The 16356-nt window shown below is 69.1% G+C and carries 15 protein-coding genes and 1 riboswitch; of the genes, 6 read left to right on the top strand and 9 right to left on the bottom strand.

Annotated elements, in window-relative coordinates:
* Nucleotides 1–16 precede the first annotated feature (16 nt).
* Both corA and NBX02_RS02950 read right to left on the bottom strand, forming a co-directional pair.
* Complete coding sequence (gene corA / locus NBX02_RS02955) at nucleotides 17–1219, bottom strand: magnesium/cobalt transporter CorA (protein ID WP_445548227.1); 1203 nt, start codon at nucleotides 1217–1219, stop codon at nucleotides 17–19.
* A gap of 468 nt (nucleotides 1220–1687) precedes the next feature.
* A riboswitch (M-box (ykoK) riboswitch) is annotated at nucleotides 1688–1855 on the bottom strand.
* Between the two features lie 173 nt (nucleotides 1856–2028).
* A complete protein-coding gene (locus tag NBX02_RS02950; protein ID WP_250285396.1) occupies nucleotides 2029–2532 on the bottom strand; it encodes a hypothetical protein in 504 nt (167 codons plus the stop codon).
* Nucleotides 2533–2820: 288 nt separating this feature from the next.
* On the opposite strand from NBX02_RS02950, the gene NBX02_RS02945 reads away from it, so the two are divergent.
* A complete protein-coding gene (locus NBX02_RS02945) occupies nucleotides 2821–3495 on the top strand; it encodes an O-methyltransferase (RefSeq protein WP_250285395.1) in 675 nt (224 codons plus the stop codon).
* A gap of 355 nt (nucleotides 3496–3850) precedes the next feature.
* On the opposite strand, the gene NBX02_RS02940 is transcribed toward NBX02_RS02945, so the two are convergent.
* Entirely contained in the window at nucleotides 3851–4759 is a 909-nt protein-coding gene (locus NBX02_RS02940; protein ID WP_250289874.1) for a DivIVA domain-containing protein, read from the bottom strand.
* A gap of 256 nt (nucleotides 4760–5015) precedes the next feature.
* Here NBX02_RS02940 and NBX02_RS02935 point away from each other — a divergent pair, with 256 nt between their 5' ends.
* The gene (locus NBX02_RS02935; RefSeq protein ID WP_250285393.1) at nucleotides 5016–6038 is read left to right on the top strand and encodes a nucleotidyltransferase family protein; all 1023 of its coding nucleotides are present in this window, start codon (nucleotides 5016–5018) and stop codon (nucleotides 6036–6038) included.
* A gap of 28 nt (nucleotides 6039–6066) precedes the next feature.
* Here NBX02_RS02935 and NBX02_RS02930 read toward each other — a convergent pair whose 3' ends face one another.
* From NBX02_RS02930 to NBX02_RS02905, 6 genes are all read right to left on the bottom strand, one after another.
* Nucleotides 6067–7059 carry a Gfo/Idh/MocA family protein gene (locus NBX02_RS02930; RefSeq protein ID WP_250285392.1) on the bottom strand — a complete coding sequence of 331 codons (993 nt, stop codon included), beginning with the start codon at nucleotides 7057–7059 and terminating at the stop codon, nucleotides 6067–6069.
* 562 nt (nucleotides 7060–7621) lie between these two features.
* A complete protein-coding gene (locus NBX02_RS02925) occupies nucleotides 7622–8458 on the bottom strand; it encodes an alpha/beta hydrolase (protein ID WP_250289871.1) in 837 nt (278 codons plus the stop codon).
* A gap of 183 nt (nucleotides 8459–8641) precedes the next feature.
* Entirely contained in the window at nucleotides 8642–9463 is an 822-nt protein-coding gene (locus NBX02_RS02920) for a tryptophan 2,3-dioxygenase family protein (RefSeq protein WP_250285390.1), read from the bottom strand.
* Nucleotides 9464–9469: 6 nt separating this feature from the next.
* The gene (locus tag NBX02_RS02915; protein ID WP_445548226.1) at nucleotides 9470–10375 is read right to left on the bottom strand and encodes a diiron oxygenase; all 906 of its coding nucleotides are present in this window, start codon (nucleotides 10373–10375) and stop codon (nucleotides 9470–9472) included.
* Nucleotides 10376–10419: 44 nt separating this feature from the next.
* Nucleotides 10420–11772 carry an aminotransferase class I/II-fold pyridoxal phosphate-dependent enzyme gene (locus NBX02_RS02910; protein WP_250289870.1) on the bottom strand — a complete coding sequence of 451 codons (1353 nt, stop codon included), beginning with the start codon at nucleotides 11770–11772 and terminating at the stop codon, nucleotides 10420–10422.
* Entirely contained in the window at nucleotides 11772–12596 is an 825-nt protein-coding gene (locus NBX02_RS02905; RefSeq protein ID WP_250285387.1) for an SDR family NAD(P)-dependent oxidoreductase, read from the bottom strand. The genes NBX02_RS02910 and NBX02_RS02905 overlap by 1 nt, the downstream gene beginning before the upstream one ends.
* Before the next feature lie 544 nt (nucleotides 12597–13140).
* Here NBX02_RS02905 and NBX02_RS02900 point away from each other — a divergent pair.
* The 4 genes from NBX02_RS02900 to NBX02_RS02885 all read left to right on the top strand — a co-directional run bounded on the left by NBX02_RS02900 (nucleotide 13141) and on the right by NBX02_RS02885 (nucleotide 16294).
* Entirely contained in the window at nucleotides 13141–13404 is a 264-nt protein-coding gene (locus tag NBX02_RS02900; protein WP_250285386.1) for a FitA-like ribbon-helix-helix domain-containing protein, read from the top strand.
* 32 nt (nucleotides 13405–13436) lie between these two features.
* On the top strand, nucleotides 13437–15431 hold the full coding sequence (locus NBX02_RS02895; protein WP_250289868.1) for a DEDDh family exonuclease: 1995 nt from the start codon (nucleotides 13437–13439) through the stop codon (nucleotides 15429–15431).
* A gap of 189 nt (nucleotides 15432–15620) precedes the next feature.
* Nucleotides 15621–15869: a FitA-like ribbon-helix-helix domain-containing protein gene (locus NBX02_RS02890; RefSeq protein ID WP_250289866.1), complete on the top strand. Its 249-nt coding sequence runs from the start codon at nucleotides 15621–15623 to the stop codon at nucleotides 15867–15869.
* Nucleotides 15866–16294, top strand: coding sequence for a type II toxin-antitoxin system VapC family toxin (locus NBX02_RS02885; protein ID WP_250289864.1), 429 nt, complete (start codon nucleotides 15866–15868; stop codon nucleotides 16292–16294). Before NBX02_RS02890 ends, NBX02_RS02885 begins: the two co-directional genes overlap by 4 nt.
* Nucleotides 16295–16356 lie beyond the last annotated feature (62 nt).

Here is a 16356-nt window from a genome sequence, read left to right as displayed (position 1 = left end):
CCGGCCTGTCCGGTGTTCAGAGCCAGCGGCGGCTGCGGAAGACGACGTAGAGCATGGCGGACACCAGCCCCATGAGCCCGATCGCGAACGGATATCCGTACGTCCACTGCAGCTCCGGCATGGTCTCGAAGTTCATCCCGTACACGGTGCCCACCAGGGTGGGCGCGAACAGGATGGCCGCCCACGCGGATATCTTCTTGACCTCCTCGTTCTGCGCGATGCTCGTCTCGGTCAGGATCTTCATTTCCTCGTTCTGCCGCTGCCCGACCAGGGCCGCGTTGGCCGTGAGAATGTTCTGCAGGAGCTGGCGGAAGCCCTCGATCCGCTCCACGACCTGGACGACGTGGTCGCTGACGTCCCGCAGGTACTGCTGCAGCCCGGCGTCCACGCCGTATTTCACGAAACCCGACGCCAGGGCGTCGAGCATGCCGAGCAGGGGCTTGGTGGCCCGCTGGAACTCGATGACCTCGCGGGAGAGCTCGTAGATACGCCGGCTCACCTCCGGGTCGCCCCGGAAGACCTCGGTCTCGATCTCGTCGATGTCGTTCTCCAGCCCGGCGACGACCGGTGCGTAGTCGTCGACGACCCGGTCGAGGATGGCGTACAGCACCGCCTCGGGGCCTCTGGCCAGCAGGTCCGGCTCGGATTCCATCCGGTGGCGTACCCGCCGCAGGTCCGGCGCATCACCATGACGTACCGTGATGACGAAGTCGTCCCCGACGAAGACGTGCAGCTCGGAGAACTCGACCTCCTCCCGGGTGTCATTGTAGGAAGCCGCCAGCAGAACCACGAAGAGGGTCTTTCCGTACCGCTCCAGTTTGGAGCGCTGATGCGCCTGCACGGCATCCTCGACGGCGAGTTCGTGCAGTTCGAACTCCCGGGCGATCGAAGCGATCTCCCGCTGGTCCGGGCGGACCAGCCCGATCCAGGCGAGGTCCTGCTTGCGCCTGTCACGGCGTCCGTGCAGAAGCTGGTAGGTCTCGGTCAGCGAGTCCGGCCGCACAAGGCGCCGTCCCTCGGAGTAGAACACGTTCTCCATCACCGTCATCACGCCAGCTCCTCGAATGTCTCGCGGATCCGCCAGCAGACAGCGGTCTGGAACCGGGAGCGGGCTGGTTGCTCCCCCAGGACGCTCGCTCGCACCTCGCCGAGGCGGTGACCGGGCCTTGCGCATCGCTGTGTAGGCGTATCGCCGGGTGGTACACAGCAGGCCGGCCATGGACGAACGCGGCCATGGCCGGACGTGAACAAGGTTCGAGCGCACTGCCACAACGGCCAACCGGCTGGTGCGTGAAAGCCCGCTGCACGATCCCGCGCATCTGCTGACACAACCCCTGTGGGTCAGGCCTTGATTCCAGACCACCGCGACGCCGGGCTCATGGGAGCTCGTAACGGACGCCCACCCGCGTTCAGCGCGTCAGATACGACCCGACGACCGCGAGCTGCCCGGCAAGGCAGGGGCTGGGACCGTCGGCCCTTTCTGACAAAGGCCGGCGGCGATGTTTTCACACCGAAGTGACCAGGCTCAGGCGGCGGGGGTCGCCGAGCCAGTCCAGGACAGACAGCGACTATGACCGGGACTCATCCCGCCACCTCCTTCACAGCCAGGCGCTCGCGGGCGCAGACCGCATCCACAAAGAGTGATCGCACGAACGGGAGCCGGGCCAGAACCCACCCCCACGCGCGGAGCACCCCTCCTCGTCAGAGCTTTGGCACTGCACGGCGTAATCCTGACCAGGAAGCCACCTGGGCCCACCCCTTAGCCCGGGGAGAGCTGTCCTGACCCGGGGCGTCTCTCGACGTTCGGGGTCAGTGGCCTGTGTCCGTGCAGACGCCTCACCGAACGAGGTGCCGCATCCCAAGAGTGCCGCCGCACGCGGGACACTGTCAAACCAGGACACGGTGACTTTGACAGCACGAGCCGATCAGGCCCCTCATGCCCGGACGCCGTCACCGACGGCGATCGCGCCCCAGCAGGACGCCCTCAGGACGCGCTGTGTGGGATGGCGCACGGCGCCCACGCGGCGTTCAGGCTCCCGGGCCGAACGCTGGCCGGCCGGCGCGCTCCCGTTCGGACGCCTTCATCCGCGCCTCGTACACATGCCGGCGGCCACCGGCCAGGGCGTCCCGGACCATCCGCTCGGATTCGACAAAGGCCCGGTAGTACCCGTCGTCGTACTCCTCGACGACCTGGAAGGTCCATCGGCCGTCGAGGACGTTGCGCCCGAGCAGGTCCCCGCGGAGCCGTTCGGCGATCCCACCGTGACCGGCGCCGTCCAGCTCCTCCAGCGCCGCTCCGAGCATGAGATCGGCATGGCCGGACATCTGGTGGAACGCGTAGAGATGCCCTCGGGCCCGCTCCACCCACTCCAGCGCCTCGCTGATCTTCCCGACGGCGTGGACCGTGTCCGCGTCGAGTTCCGCGGCGACACTGCCGGCCGCCTCCGCCGCGTCCGGTGCCGGGCTCGGAGCCGGCGGCGGAGCCGGTGCCACCGCCATCGCCATCGCCAGGGTCGGTGCCGGCGCCGGCACCGGGTCGTTCGTCCTCACAACCCGTGAAATGCCCCGCCGGCACCCTGGCGACACCAACACCGCCCGCGAAGCGACCGCGGGGGCCACGGCGGCTGCGGGGGCCACGGCGGCTGCGGGGGCCACCGCGGCTGCGGGGGCCACCGCGGGGCCGGAAGACGCGGCCGGCGGGCAGGCGGCCATGTCAGCCGCTCATCCGTTGCACATCCGGCACGGCCCTCGGGCGGAGCCTGCCAGACGGGCGTAGGCCCACCGGGCGGGAGAGCGGGATGCGCCGGTAGCCTGAGCCTCATGTCCGCTCTGGACCCGACCGCGCAGTCGCCCGTTCTGGCGCACGGCATATATCCCTATCTCGCGGCGCGCTGCTCACCGCCGGACGAACTGCTGACCGATCTCCTCACGGAGACGCGGCGGAAGTTCGGGGAACGTGCCGTGATGCAGATCGGCGCCGAGCTCGGCACCCTGCTGACGCTGCTCACCGCAAGCACCAACGCGCGTCGAGCGATCGAGGTCGGTACGTTCACCGGATATTCGTCGATCTGCATCGCCCGCGGCCTGCCCGCCGACGGCCATCTGCTCTGCTGCGACGTGAGCGAGGAGTGGACGTCGCTGGCGCGTCACTACTGGAAGCGCGCCGGCCTGGAGGACCGGATCGAGCTGCGCCTCGGCCCGGCCGCGGACACGATCGCCGCGCTGCCCGCCGAGCCCGTCTACGACATCGCGCTCATCGACGCGGACAAGACCTCGTACCCGGTCTACTACGACCTGCTGCTGCCGCGGCTGCGCCCGGGCGGGCTGATCCTCGTCGACAACGTGCTCCAGGACGGCAAGGTGCTCGACGAGCGGAGCCAGGACGCGGACGTCCAGGCGATCCAGGCGTTCAACGACACGGTGGCGGCGGACGAGCGGGTACAGGCCGTCCTGCTGGCCGTGTCGGACGGTCTGACCATCGCACGCAAACTGTAGCCCGACGCGCCCACCCGCACCGGCGATGACCCGCGCCGGCGCCAGCCCGCACCAGTGACAACCCGCGTCAGCGCCCACCCGTGCCGAGGCTGGCCCGCACCGGCGATGACCCGCGTCGGGGCGCCCGCGCCAGTGACAATCCGCACCGGGGCCGGTCCGCTCCCCCGCGGCGGCCGCCAGCACCAGTCCCGCCCCCGGCCCTGGCCCCGCGGCGGCCCGACAATCCCTCAGCTACGCGCACGTCCCGTTTCGATCAAGAATATTGAGTGCGGAAACGGCTGTCCTGACAACCACTCGCTCCCTCGTTCTTGCGATCTTGCGATCTTGCGATGTTCGATCGGGAGGCAGGGCGGGGTCAGGACGGGGTTCGGGACAGGTAGGTCTGGACGCGGGTGAGCTCGTGCTCGAGAAAATCGAGGAAGTCGTCGACCTCGTACTCGCTGTATCCGCCCGTCAGCCAGGTGGTGTCGAACCTGGCATCGACGATGTCCCGCGGGGTGAGGCCTGCCGTGGCAGAGGCGGCCGTGGCAGAGGCGGCATCCACCGGGCGGCCGTCCCGCGCCGGCTCCGCCATCGCCTGCAGGCGGTCCAGTGCCTGGCCCACTCTGCCGAGAAAGGCGTCGACCTGGGCGGTGTCGTAGCCGGCGCGGAACCGCGTTCTCGTGAACGTCTTCGCCGCCGCCTCCGCGCCGGTGGCGCCGGGATGGAAGAACCCGGGACCGCCCCGGTACCGGACGGCGGCGGCCCGACGGCTGTCATCACCGGGAGCGTCGGCCAGGGCCGCGGCGGACACCGCGGAGAAGAACGTGTGCAGATTACCGAACTCACGTTCGACGATCCGGAGAAAATCATCGACCTCGCTGTCGCGGTATCCGCTGAAAAATCTGGTGGTATTGAACCTCGTCGACCTGATCTCCGTCGGCGTGATTCTCGGGACGAGCTCGGCCGGCTCCGGCGTCCCCCCGTTCTCGACAACGCGGACGAGGGCGTGCAGCCGACGCAGCTCGACCGCGGCCCAGTCGAGAAAGGAATCGACACCGACCATGCTGTAGCCAGGACGCAGCCGGGTCGCACTGAATGCTTTTACGCAGAGATCGCGGGCCGTCACGATGGGACGGTAGGCGACGGCGCTGTCGCTCCCGCGCTCGCCGCCGGGCGGTGGTATGGGCGGCTGGGGCGACTCCAGGTGCGGCGGGCGTGCTTGCTCCTCCCGTGACCGTGTCCGGGTGGCCCGTGGAACGCCGTCGGCAATTGACTGTTTCACCGTTCCGGATTGTATAGCGAACCATCGGCGAAGAAAGTGTGAGCTCGCAGACCGGATCGCCTTTCGTGTCGGTTCATATTTTTGCGGTAATTATTATTTCTATATTCATAGAACTCTGTTGCCGGTTCGCCTGCCCGGCCCGTTACAGTAACGAGCGGACGCGGCGCTCCCGGCGGGGCGCCACCCGCCCCCCGTCCCAGCCCCGTCCCAGCCTGGTCCTGGTCCTGGTCCTGGTTCCAGCCTGCTCCTGGTCGGCGTGGACGCCCGCCCTGCCCTCGAGCGGCACGTAGCCAGCAAGTACCAGGCAGTCGGCAAGTACCAGGCAGTCGGCAAGTACAAGTACATGGAGCGGCCGATGACAGCCACAACGAGTACCGTCGGCGGGCTCGTCCTCGCCGCCGGGGCCGGACGTCGCTTCGGTGCTCCAAAAGCTCTGGTCACCCTGAGTGGTGAACCTCTGGTCCGGCGATGCGCCCGGATGCTCACTGACGGTGGATGCGTCCCGGTGCTTGTGGTTCTCGGCGCGCGGGCGGCTGACGTGATCAGATCCACCGGCCTGCCCGGGGGGCAGGTCGTCCTGGCGCCGGACTGGGCGGTGGGGATGAGCGCGTCGCTGCGTCGCGGGCTCGCGGCGTTTGCCGCCGGCGGGGCAGGCCCTGCCGGCTCCGCCGGCGGGGAGCGAACCGGCGGGGAGCGGAACAGCCAGGGCCGGAGCAGCGAAGAGCGGCGGGACGACGAAGACCCGCGGGACGACGAAGCCCGGCGGAACGACGGAGACCGGCGGAGCAGTGGGCGGCGGCCGGCGGGACACACCGGTGTCGAGGCGGTCGTGATCGCGCTGGTCGACCAGCCGCTGATCGGCGCTGAGGCGGTGCGCAGGCTGCTCGCGGCCCATGCCGCCGGTGCCGTCGCGGCGGTCGCCAGCTACGGCGGGCAACCGCGCAACCCGGTCCTGCTGGACAGGACGGTGTGGGCCGAGGTGTCCACCCTCGCCCATGGTGACATCGGGGCGCGGGCCTGGCTGCGGAGCAATCCGGACCAGGTCGTCATGGTGCCCTGCGACGGCACCGGCTCCCCCCACGACGTCGACACCCCCGACGACCTGGCGGCGCTGGTCGCCTCCAGCCCGGTCACACCCGATCTGATCACGCCCGGTTCGGCCGCGGCTGGCGGTCGGCCGTCGGCGCCGCCCGGCAGCGACGGCCGACCGCCGGACATCGACCCGCCGGACATCGACCCGCCGGACATCGACCCGCCGGACATCGACCCGCCGGTCTGATCGTCGGGGCGGTTTTCGTGCGATCCGGTCAGTTGGCAAGCCCTCGTGGGGGGAGGCCGGCCGTACGGTAGACATCGTCGATGAGGCGCATGGTGACGACCGCGTCCTCGGCCGGTGTCAGTGTCGGTTCGCCGTACAGCACCGCGCGGGCGAAAGCACGCAACTGGGCGTCGAACGTCGTTTCCCCGCGCACTGTCTCCCGGCGGGTGTGCCCCTGCGTCGTCCAGCGGATCTGGTTGAAGACATGTGGGCGGACAAAGTTGGCGACCCGCAGTTCACCACGGTCCCCGATAACGTGGGCGGCGATCCGCAGGAAGCGCCGGGACCACAGCGAGCAGTCGATCCGCCCGGTCGAGCCGTCGGGAAAGCTGAACTCCGCGGTCATGGCGCGGTCAATGCGTGGCGCGTGCAGCAGGGCGCGCGCCGAGACGACCTTCGGTTCGCCCTCACCGAGCAGCCGCATACAGTGAATGGCATAGCACCCGGTATCCATCATGGCCCCGCCGCCGAGCTCGTAACTGTAGCGGATCTCGTCGTCGAAAAGCGGCCAGGGAATGCACATCCAGGTACGGATCGAACGCACCGTGCCGAGACTGCCGTCCCGCACGATCTTGTGCATACGCTCCGCCAGCGGGTGATACCGGTAGTGGAAGGCCTCGGTGACGACAACGCCGGCGGACGCCGCCGCCTCGGCGACGGCACGTGCCTCCGCCTCGTTGGCGGTGAACGGTTTCTCGCACAGCACGTGCTTCCCGGCCTCGATCGCGCGCAGGGTCCACTGCGCGTGCAGGGCGTTGGGCAGCGGAATGTACACCGCGTCGACGTCGGGATCGTCGAGCAGCGCGTCGTATGACTCGTGCGCCACCGGGACCGCGTATTTCTCGGCGAACCGGTCGGCCCGCTCGGTATCGCGGTCCGCCACCGCGACCACCGCGGCGGTCGGCAGCCGTGCCGCGGGTTTCATGATGGCCGCCGGGGCGATCCGAGCGGCGCCAAGAATGCCGATCCTCACCTGATCCACCGATACCGTCCTTTCCTGTTCGGTGGCCGGGAACAGCCGCCAGCTCAGTCGGGCAGCGCCGATCGTGGCGACGGCCGGAACCGGTCAGAATGCGTTTCTGTATTCGGTGTCGTGGGCACTCCTGGTAAATTGTGCAAGATCACTCTACCTCCGGTGTGGAGGCTGTCCCACGCGACCTGCGTCACTTCGACGGGCGCGGCCGATACACCCGGAAGGACGCACTGTCAATTACCGGCCGCTGTTCCATTCCCAACTACCCACCAGGACACAGTGACCCACCAGCACACCGGCACGCACACGCCTTGTTCAGCTCCCTGCCGACACCCCGGCACCCGGCATCCCGACAACCGGACACCCGAAATCCCCGCACGTTCCGAGGAGAGGCCTGAACAAAACCTTCCACTAAAGATCTTAATAAAAACACCATTCAGATCATCTATACGAAAATTTCCAACGGTCTCCAACAGGAGGAGACGTTGTTCTGTGCGTCACCGGATACCGGACGGCGAACAGCATGACTCCGGCCGCCAGGGCGACGAGGTGCCACCCGTACCGCCCGTGCTCACCACGGGAGCCGGCAGGATCTGATCTCGGGTGCCGGATTGTCGGGGGGTGGCAGCAGACCCATCTGTGCCAGGGCTGCCCGGCCGAGTGGTGTTTCCGGGTCGCCGAGGGCGAGCGGGAGGTCGAAGTGGTTCCGGGCGGGCACTACAAGATCGATAACTGGCGTTCCCGCCCGGGTCAGGGACGATACGAACTGTGCGTGCTGGGCGGCGAAGGCGGCCGTCTCGTTGTCGCCGCGGGCGACTATCAGCGGTGGGAGGTCGCCGTGGACATGGCGAACCGGGCTGTTGTGGGCCGCTTCGGCGGCGGTGAGCCTGATCTGTTCCCCGACGTAGGTGTGCCGCAGTGGCTCGAGGTCGTAGATACCGCTGAGCAGACAGGCACCGCGGATCACGTCGGAGGGGTGCAGGGCAGGCGGGAGCCAGCCGTCCATCACGCACATCGCGGCGAGATGGGCCCCGGCGGAAGAACCGCTCAGGAAGATCCGTCGGGGGTCGACGCCCAGCTCGGCGGCATGCTGGAACAACCACAGGACGGCGTTACGGACCATGGCGACGATCTCGTCCAGCCGGTGGGCGGGCGCGAGCCCGTACCCCAAGGCGGCGAAGGCCGCTCCTTTCGCGACGAAGCCCGGCGCGGCAAAGGACGATTCTTCCCTGCTCAGCTCCTGCCAGTAGCCGCCGTGGATGAAGACCTGTAGCGGCGCGTGGGGGCCGGTGGCGGGGAAGAAATGGAGCCGCTGGGCGGGGGTGTCCCCGTAGGGGATTTCCTTCCATGGCAGGGCCGCGCGGGCGTCGGCCGACCTGTCCGCGTACAGCCGCAGGTACGTTCTCATGTCGGGTACGGTCAGGCTGGGTGAATACGCCTGGTCACGTAGTTCCCGGCTGCTTTCCCATGGGGACGGTGACGTCCCGTCGGCCATGGCCCCGCCGTCTCCCACTTCTTGTCTCCACATTCTTGTCTCCCGCGTCGCCGCGGGTTCCCGCCGGCCTGGCCATCGGATTCCCGGCGAGGAGAGTCAGGGCCGCGCGCCGGCGGCGGGCCTGCCGTCGTCCGGCTGGCCGAAACAGCTCCTCGCGTCCCAGAGCTCCGGATAGAACTTCAGCGGGACCCGTTCCGCCAGATAGCCGCTACCCGTGCTGCCGCCCGTCCCAGGTTTGCCGCCGAGCTGGCGCATCACCGTCATCTGGTGCCGCAGACGCCAGATCGACCACAGCTGGTCGTGCTCGATCAGAGCTTCGGAAAGCTCCCACAGCCCGTTGTACCGATCGTCGCCGACCGCTATCTCGTGGAAGGCGGCCGCTCGCTGCCGTGGGGTGCCGACGCTGAGACCAGCGACGGCCAGCAGGGTGATGAAAGCGTCCCACAGGTCCGGTTCGGCCAGTCGTAGGGACAGCCGCTGGTGGTCCTCGGCGCTCAGCCAGGCGGCTCTGTCCAGCCAGCCGTTGTCGTCGGCACCGGACAGGAACTCTATCTCTCGGAACTGTGCCGACTGGAACCCGCTGGACGACCCGAGCGCGCCACGGAACTCAAGGAACCCGTGCGGCGTCATGGTGTCGACGACGTCGATCTGGTTCACCAGCACACGCTCGATCTCGTGGCAGCGGCGCAGCCGGAGACGGGCCCGGTAGGCGTCACCGTCGAGCATCCGGTCCCTGGCGTTGGAAAGCTCGAACAGCAGCACCTTGAACCACAGCTCGTACACCTGGTGGACGGTGATGAAGAGCAGCTCGTCGTGGGCAGGGGGCGAGCTTCTGCACCGCTGCTGGTCGAGCACGTGGGGAAGGCGCAGGTAGGTCGCGTAGGTGAGTCCGCTGTCGTGATCGACGGAAGGCCGCATATGCCCTCACCCGATCCCGTGGGCGGCGAATGCCTCGCTCGCCCCGGGAAGATCGAGGACGCCGGCGGATTCGCACATCCGCCGGGTGGCCTGGGCGGCCTCGCGGATTCGCCGAGTCGCGGCGGCCCCCCCGTAGACGTCCCGGAGCACGGTGTCGGCGGTGGGCTCGTCGAGGCCTGCGAGCAGGAGGGAGGACCGGACCGGCGCGGTGTCCCAGACGAGGCACGCCCTGATCAGAGGTGGGATGGCGTGCGCCACACGCTCCCGGAGCGAGGGCTGCAGATGCGTCCACAGCAGGTGGAAGAAAGCGACGAAGAATCGGTGGTGGCGTCCCTCGTCGCGGGCATGGTCCCGGGTCACCTCCCGGACCGCGGTGACGACCGTGGGATTGTTGGGGACTTCGTTGAGGACCGCGGTTATCAGCGTCTCGAACACGATCACCTGCAGCAGCTGGGCGAGCACCGGTTCGCCGGGGAGAATGGCGCGCCCGGTCTCCTCGAGACGTTCGACGAAACCGCCGTAGTCCCACCGGGGTATCGGGATCCCCGTGGCGGTGGCGATCTGGTCGGCCAGGTCGAGACTGTACAGCGAATGATATCCCTCGTCACAGTAGATTTTGTAGGCGTCCAGACGACATGAAGGGGGCAGGTCGAAGCCCACCCGGTTGCCGGCTATCCGCTCCGCCCCACGGTTGACGATCCTGGTCTCCAGGTGCGTGGCCGACAACAGGAACTGGTACAGGTGACGCACGGTGAGTTCCCGTGCCAGGGCGGCCGGGAGAACGCGGACGGCTTCATGGGCAAGATACGGCACCAGCTCGGACGGAAAGAACACCCGCCCTTCCTCCATTTCCTGGTGAAACGCCCGCCGGCTCCCACCGCGGACGCCCGCCGAACGGTACCAGTCGCTCATCGGCCGGGCCGCTCCCAGCGGCCATCCCGGTTTCTGCTCCATCCTCAGCCCTCGATGCTTTCATAGCGCGTGGCATCAACCGGACGGGAGACAGCGGCTCTTTCCTCACCGCACGGCCCAGCCGTGGTCGTGGTCGTGGTCGTGGTCGTGGACGCGGACGCGGACGCGGACGCGTCAAGAAAGCGAACGATACGGCTGATGCCCTCCGTCACCACGGCCCGGTCGGTGGCATAGCAGATCCGGAACCATCCCGGATCGGGGCTGGCGAAGAACTGGCCTGGCAGGACGTTGACACGGGCCCGCTCAAGAAGCCTCTCCCACAGGTCGTGTTCGGCCGCGAAGGTGGGAGCGGCCAGCCACGCCCCCAGATCGGCCCACAGCGAGAACCCCGCCCCCACCGGCACGAAGGGAATACCAGCGGCGGAGAGGAGCTCGGCCGACGAGGCATGGGAAAGGGCAAGCCGCCGACGGCTCTCCGCGAGGAAACGGGCAACCCACGCGTGGTCGGCGAGAACGTCCCGCAGAAGCGCCTGGGTGTCGGTCGAGGTCGCGGCGAAATAGGCGAGCGCCCGGGCCGCGGCGCGGACCTCGGGATCGGGACTGCACAGAACACCGATCTTGAAGCCGGGCAGCCCGAAGTCCTTCGCGAACCCCCACACGACGTGGACCCGTCCGGTTCCGGCCGTCCTCACCTCGGGATCGAGGAAGCTGACGAACGGTGTCTCGCCGAAGACCGAGCTGGCGTAGATCTCGTCCGCGATGACGTCCACCCCGTGCCGGCCGGCGACCTCGGCGATCTCCCGGAGGACCCGTGGCGGGTGGACATGGCCGACCGGGTTCCCCGGCGAGGCCAGTGCCACGGCACGGACGGTGATCCCCCGCTCGCGGGCACGGGTGAGAGCATGATCTATCCCCGAGGCCGTCACCTGGAAGTTCCCGCCCGCGCTCAGGGGCACGGGCAGCAGGCGGGCGCCGGAACGTCCGGCCAGGTCGACGTCGAAGGCCCCGTAGTAGGGAGCGGGCACGATGATCGCCTCCCCCGGGTCGCACAGGACGGAGGCGATGACGTCCAGGGCACCTGTCGCCCCGCTGACCACGACAAGGTGCCGCGGATCCACCTCCGTCCGGCAGACACCGGTGAGGAAACGGGCGAGCTGTTCCCGGAAGGCGTCGGTGCCGTGCAGCGGGGCGTAGTGGGTGTCCGCGGCGGTCAGCGGCCGCGGGCCGGTCAGCCGGGGCGCCAGCAGGTCCCACACCAGCCGGTTCTCCGCCGTGCCGAGGTTGACGTACCCGTCCGGACGCAGCCGGGGATGGTACGGATCCGCCTCCGCCCGGAAGTGCGCCGCGGCGATCGCCGGCGGCTGGGCAGCCAGCGCCGCCGCGCGCCTCGACACCATCAGTGGCCTCCCGGACGGCCGCCGCGCGCCTGACCGGATTCCGCGGGGTGCTCGGTGAACAGCCCGGGACGCACCCCCAGGCCCATCGACGCGTCCACGACCGCCCCGTGCAGCACGCAGGAACTGTCGCCGGACAGCCACCACACCAGCTCCGCGATCTCCTCCGGCCGGATCAGCCTGCCTTTCGGCAGATTCGCCTCGAAGTCGAGCCGGGCCTGCGGCGCCAGCCGGTCGAGCGTGCTCTCCCGCAGCATGGGCGTGTCGACCGCCCCCGGGCACACCGCCATGACATCGACCGGGGAATGCGCCGTCTCCGCCGCGAGATGGCGGGTCAGGTAGGCGAGCGCCGCTTTGCTCATGCCGTCCACGACGTCGAATCCCGGGAACTGGGTCACCCCGCCACCGACGCTGCAGATATTGACGATCTTCCCGTAGCCGCGGTCCAGCATGCCCGGGAGGAGGCGCCGGATCAGCCACAGCGGGCCGATGCTGTTGATCCGTAGGAACGCCTCGTCCCGGTCGTGCGGGTCCGGGACGTACCGGTCGATGCTCCGCGTGCCCACGGCGGCGTTGTTGACGAGCACGTCCACCGGGCCGGGAAGCGCCGCCAGCAGATCGTCGTGGCTGTCCCGCTCCCCCTGCCTGAACTCGAAGGCGCATACCTGGGCACCGCCAGTCGTGCGCAGGTCCGACGCGACCGACTCGGCGACGTCCCGCCGGGAGTGGTAGGTGAACCACACGTTGTCACCATTGCGAGCGAACCGTGTCACGGTGGCCAGACCCACACCACTGGAGCCACCAGTGATCAGGACGTTCCGCGGCATCGTGTCCTTTCCTGTGATCCTGTCCTGTGATCCTGTGGAGAGCGGCTCCTGTGCGCAGCGGCGCGCCGGGGCGTACGCCGGCCCGTCACGAGACGCCCGGAGCAGCCCTGAGGAGGGTGCGCCGAACCACCCGGCCCAGACGAGCTGTCGATCACGCGGTCCAGCTCCGGCAGCGTGGTCGGCAGTCATGCGGGTCGAGGCGGTCGGGTCGTTCCTCGTGGCCGGGATGTGTGCCGTCAGCGACGGCAGCACACGTCCCAGCCTGCGCCGGATGGTTACGGAAGTCTCATGACGCGGACTCTGCCCGCAGCGCCCACGGTCCGGGACGACAGCGAGTCGTGGTCAGCGGATACGGACTCTAGCAGCACTTTCACCCCGTATCCACGGTCTTCTTCCCATTTTTTCCCGGTAGGTTCGGATCGAACACGAGCGGCCTCCAGGCTTGCCCGCGACGCCAGCCGGGCTCGTGTCGGTGCGGACTTCGTACGCCCAGCTCGCGACGCATGCGGTGCCAGCATCGGATCACTGGCAGGAGTGGCCGGCCATGGCGGCGTTGACGATCAGAGATCTGGATGGCGAGGTGAAGGCGCGGCTGCGGGTCCGCGCGGCGCACAACGGCCGGTCCATGGAGGCGGAGGCCCGGGCGATCCTCCGAGCCGCCATGGCCGACGCCCCGATCGCGGCCGTCCGCCGCTCACGCTCCGCCGGCCTCGCCACCCGCAACACCCTCGCCACCCGCAACACCAGGGACTTCACCCACACCGGCATCGACCTGACAAACCCCTGGCAGACAACACCAGCCGACTGACCGGGCCGAGCATCATGGGATGATCCGACGCTGTGAGCTCCCCGTTACTTCAACCATCGGCCATCGCCGCCGCCTATCCCCACCGCTATGCGGTGGTGGACGTGGAGACCTCCGGACTGATAGCACAGCGTAGCCGGGTCCTCTCGGTAGCCGTAGTGCACGTGGCGTCCGACGGCACGGTGGAACGGCGATGGTCGACCCTGCTCGATCCGGGATGCGATCCCGGGCCGGTGCACATTCACGGGCTCACCCGCGAACGGCTGGCCGGCAGCCCCACATTCGACCTGGTGGCCGATTCTCTGCTGCCGCTGCTCGACGGCCGGATCTTCGTCGCGCACAACGCGGTTTTCGACTGGCAGATGCTTGCCACCGAAGCAATGCGGCTGGGCATCCGCCTTCCTGTCGAATGGCGGCTGTGTACCCGGGTTCTCGCCCGCCGGCTCGATCTCGACCTGCCGAACCTCAAACTGGCCACGCTGGCGGGGTACTGGGGAGTCGTCCAACGCCAGGCCCACGACGCCGTCGACGACGCCGACGTCCTCGCCGCTCTGCTGCCGCGGGCGTTGGGGCACGCCGCCAGCCAGCAACTGGACCTGCCCCTCGCCCCCTGCGGCACAGCGCGTGACAACATGGCAATCCTGCCCGCCCGGCCCCGGGCGAGCACGCGAAAACCGCCCTGCCCCTATCTCAATCCGGGGCCGCTCACCGTTGGCGGGCCGCTCGTCCAGGGCATGCGGGTTGCCTTCACCGGAGATACCGTTACTGATCGCGAAGAACTGGTCGAGAAAGCTACGGCTGCCGGACTGCACGTCACCAGCGCGGTCAGCCGTCGGACCAGCGTTGTGGTCACCAACGACATCCGCAGCGGAACGAGCAAGGCCCGCGCCGCGCTGACACATGGCACGCCAGTGCTCGACGAACGGGGCTTCCTGAACCTGCTCGACGATGTCCGTCCCGGCCGGCGCCGGGAGGAACAACGCACCCCTGAGCCCGTGCCGCTGCCGACCGCGGGCCCGACGCCGCCCGGCACGCACGCTGACACGGCGTCCGCCAGACCCGGGGCGTCCGCCAGACCCGGCCGGAGCCAGACCCGCGCCGCGCCGACAGAGGGCCTACCGGCAGGTGGCCTGCCGACGCGCCCCGTCCAGGCCCCGCCGGCTCCACCAACGCCTGCCTCTCATCCCTTCGCGGGCCGTCGCATACTTGTGCTCGGTGGAGCACACGCCGAGGCTGCCCAGCTCAGGGAGCGCATCACAGCCTTCCGCGGGATCCCCGCGGTGAACGTCACCGCGAGCCTTGCCCTCGTCGTCTGTCTGGACGGTGGCGAGCAGAACCGTCGCATGCCCCGTATCCGGCACCTCGACATCCCTGTCGTGACCGCCGAGGCATTCCTGCGTGACATCGCGGGCCAGCGCCATCCCGGACCGGCAGCAGGCGGGACCGGGCCCGATGCGACAGTTGCCGCCGGCGCACCCCAGCCACCCGCCGGCCAGGTGCTCACCGGACGGGTCCTGCCCCGCGGCGGCGTCCAGGATCTGCCGACGGCCGCTGCCGGCACACGATGGGCCATCGCTGCCACCTGGTCCTGGGAGGTCCGCGATGTCGACCTTGTCGCGTTCCTCGTCGGTGACGACGATCTGGTTGGGACCGATGACGACTTCGTGTTCTACAACCAGCCGCAGGCTGCCGACGAGGCTGTCGTGCTCCGGGTCGACGGCCCCGCGGAACAGGCCATCACGGTGGATCTCGCCGCCATCCCGGATGACACACGAAAGATCATCATCGCGGCGGCTCTCGACGGATCCCGGACGTTCGGTGAGATCGGGCCGATCGAAGTCGGCGCTCAGACACCGGACGCGGCAACGTGGCTGCGTGCCACCCTCGACGCCGCCACCACCGAACGGACCCTGATACTCGCCGAGATCTACCGGCGGGCGGACGCCTGGCGCTTCCGGGTCGTCGGCCAGGGTTACAACCACGAACTCGCCGACCTGGCCCGCGCCCACGGCATCGAGGTCGAGGACTGAAAGTGGCACGCGAATGGCACGGCGTTGCGAGCTTCTGTCCTGTAAAGCGGCTCGGATCCGTCCACCAACCTCCAGGCTTGTCCGCAACGTCAGCCGGGTCTGGCGCGCACTCCGCTCACGTGCGGCTTGCAATGCATGCAGTGCTAGCATTGGATCGTCGGAAGGAGTGACTGGAAGGGGTGGTAGGTCATGGCGGCGTTGACGATCAGGGATCTGGACGACGAGGTGAAGGCGCGGCTGCGGGTCCGCGCGGCGCACAACGGCCGGTCCATGGAGGCGGAGGCCCGGGCGATCCTCCGGGCCGCCCTGACCGGGCCGGCCCCGCGACGCGGGCTGGGCAGCCAGATCCACCAGTACTTCGCGGACCTCGACGAGGACGTGGAGCTCGCCCTGCCGCCACGCACGGAGCCACCGAGGGCGGCGGACTTCTCCTCATGATCGCACTGGACACGAACGTCGTCTCGGAGCTGATGCGCGCCCGGGCCGACCCAGGGGTCGTCGCCTGGGTCGACAGCCAGCCCGCCGACGAGATCTACCTGACCGCGGTGACCCTGGCCGAGCTGCGCTACGGCATCGCCCGGCTGCCCGAGGGGCGACGCCGCACCGACCTGGCCGACCGGCTGCGACGTGCCGTCGAGGCGGGTTTCACCGGCCGTGTCCTGCCCTTCGACGACGACGCGGCGGCCCACTACGCGGACATCGTCGTGGGCCGCGAGCGGCAGGGCCTGTCCATCGCCATGGCCGACGCCCAGATCGCGGCCATCTGCCGCTCACACTCCGCCGACCTCGCCACCCGCAACACCAAGGACTTCGTCCACACCGGCATCGACCTCACAGACCCCTGGCAGGCAACAGCCGACTGACAGCCAGATGATCCCAGGGCACGCCAACCCCCCGCAGGCACGACTCGCCCAACCACCAAAAA

It is taken from the genome of Protofrankia sp. CiP1_Cm_nod1 (assembly GCF_920888515.1).
GTDB lineage: Bacteria > Actinomycetota > Actinomycetes > Frankiales > Frankiaceae > Protofrankia.
This window is presented reverse-complemented; position numbering and strand designations above follow the sequence as displayed.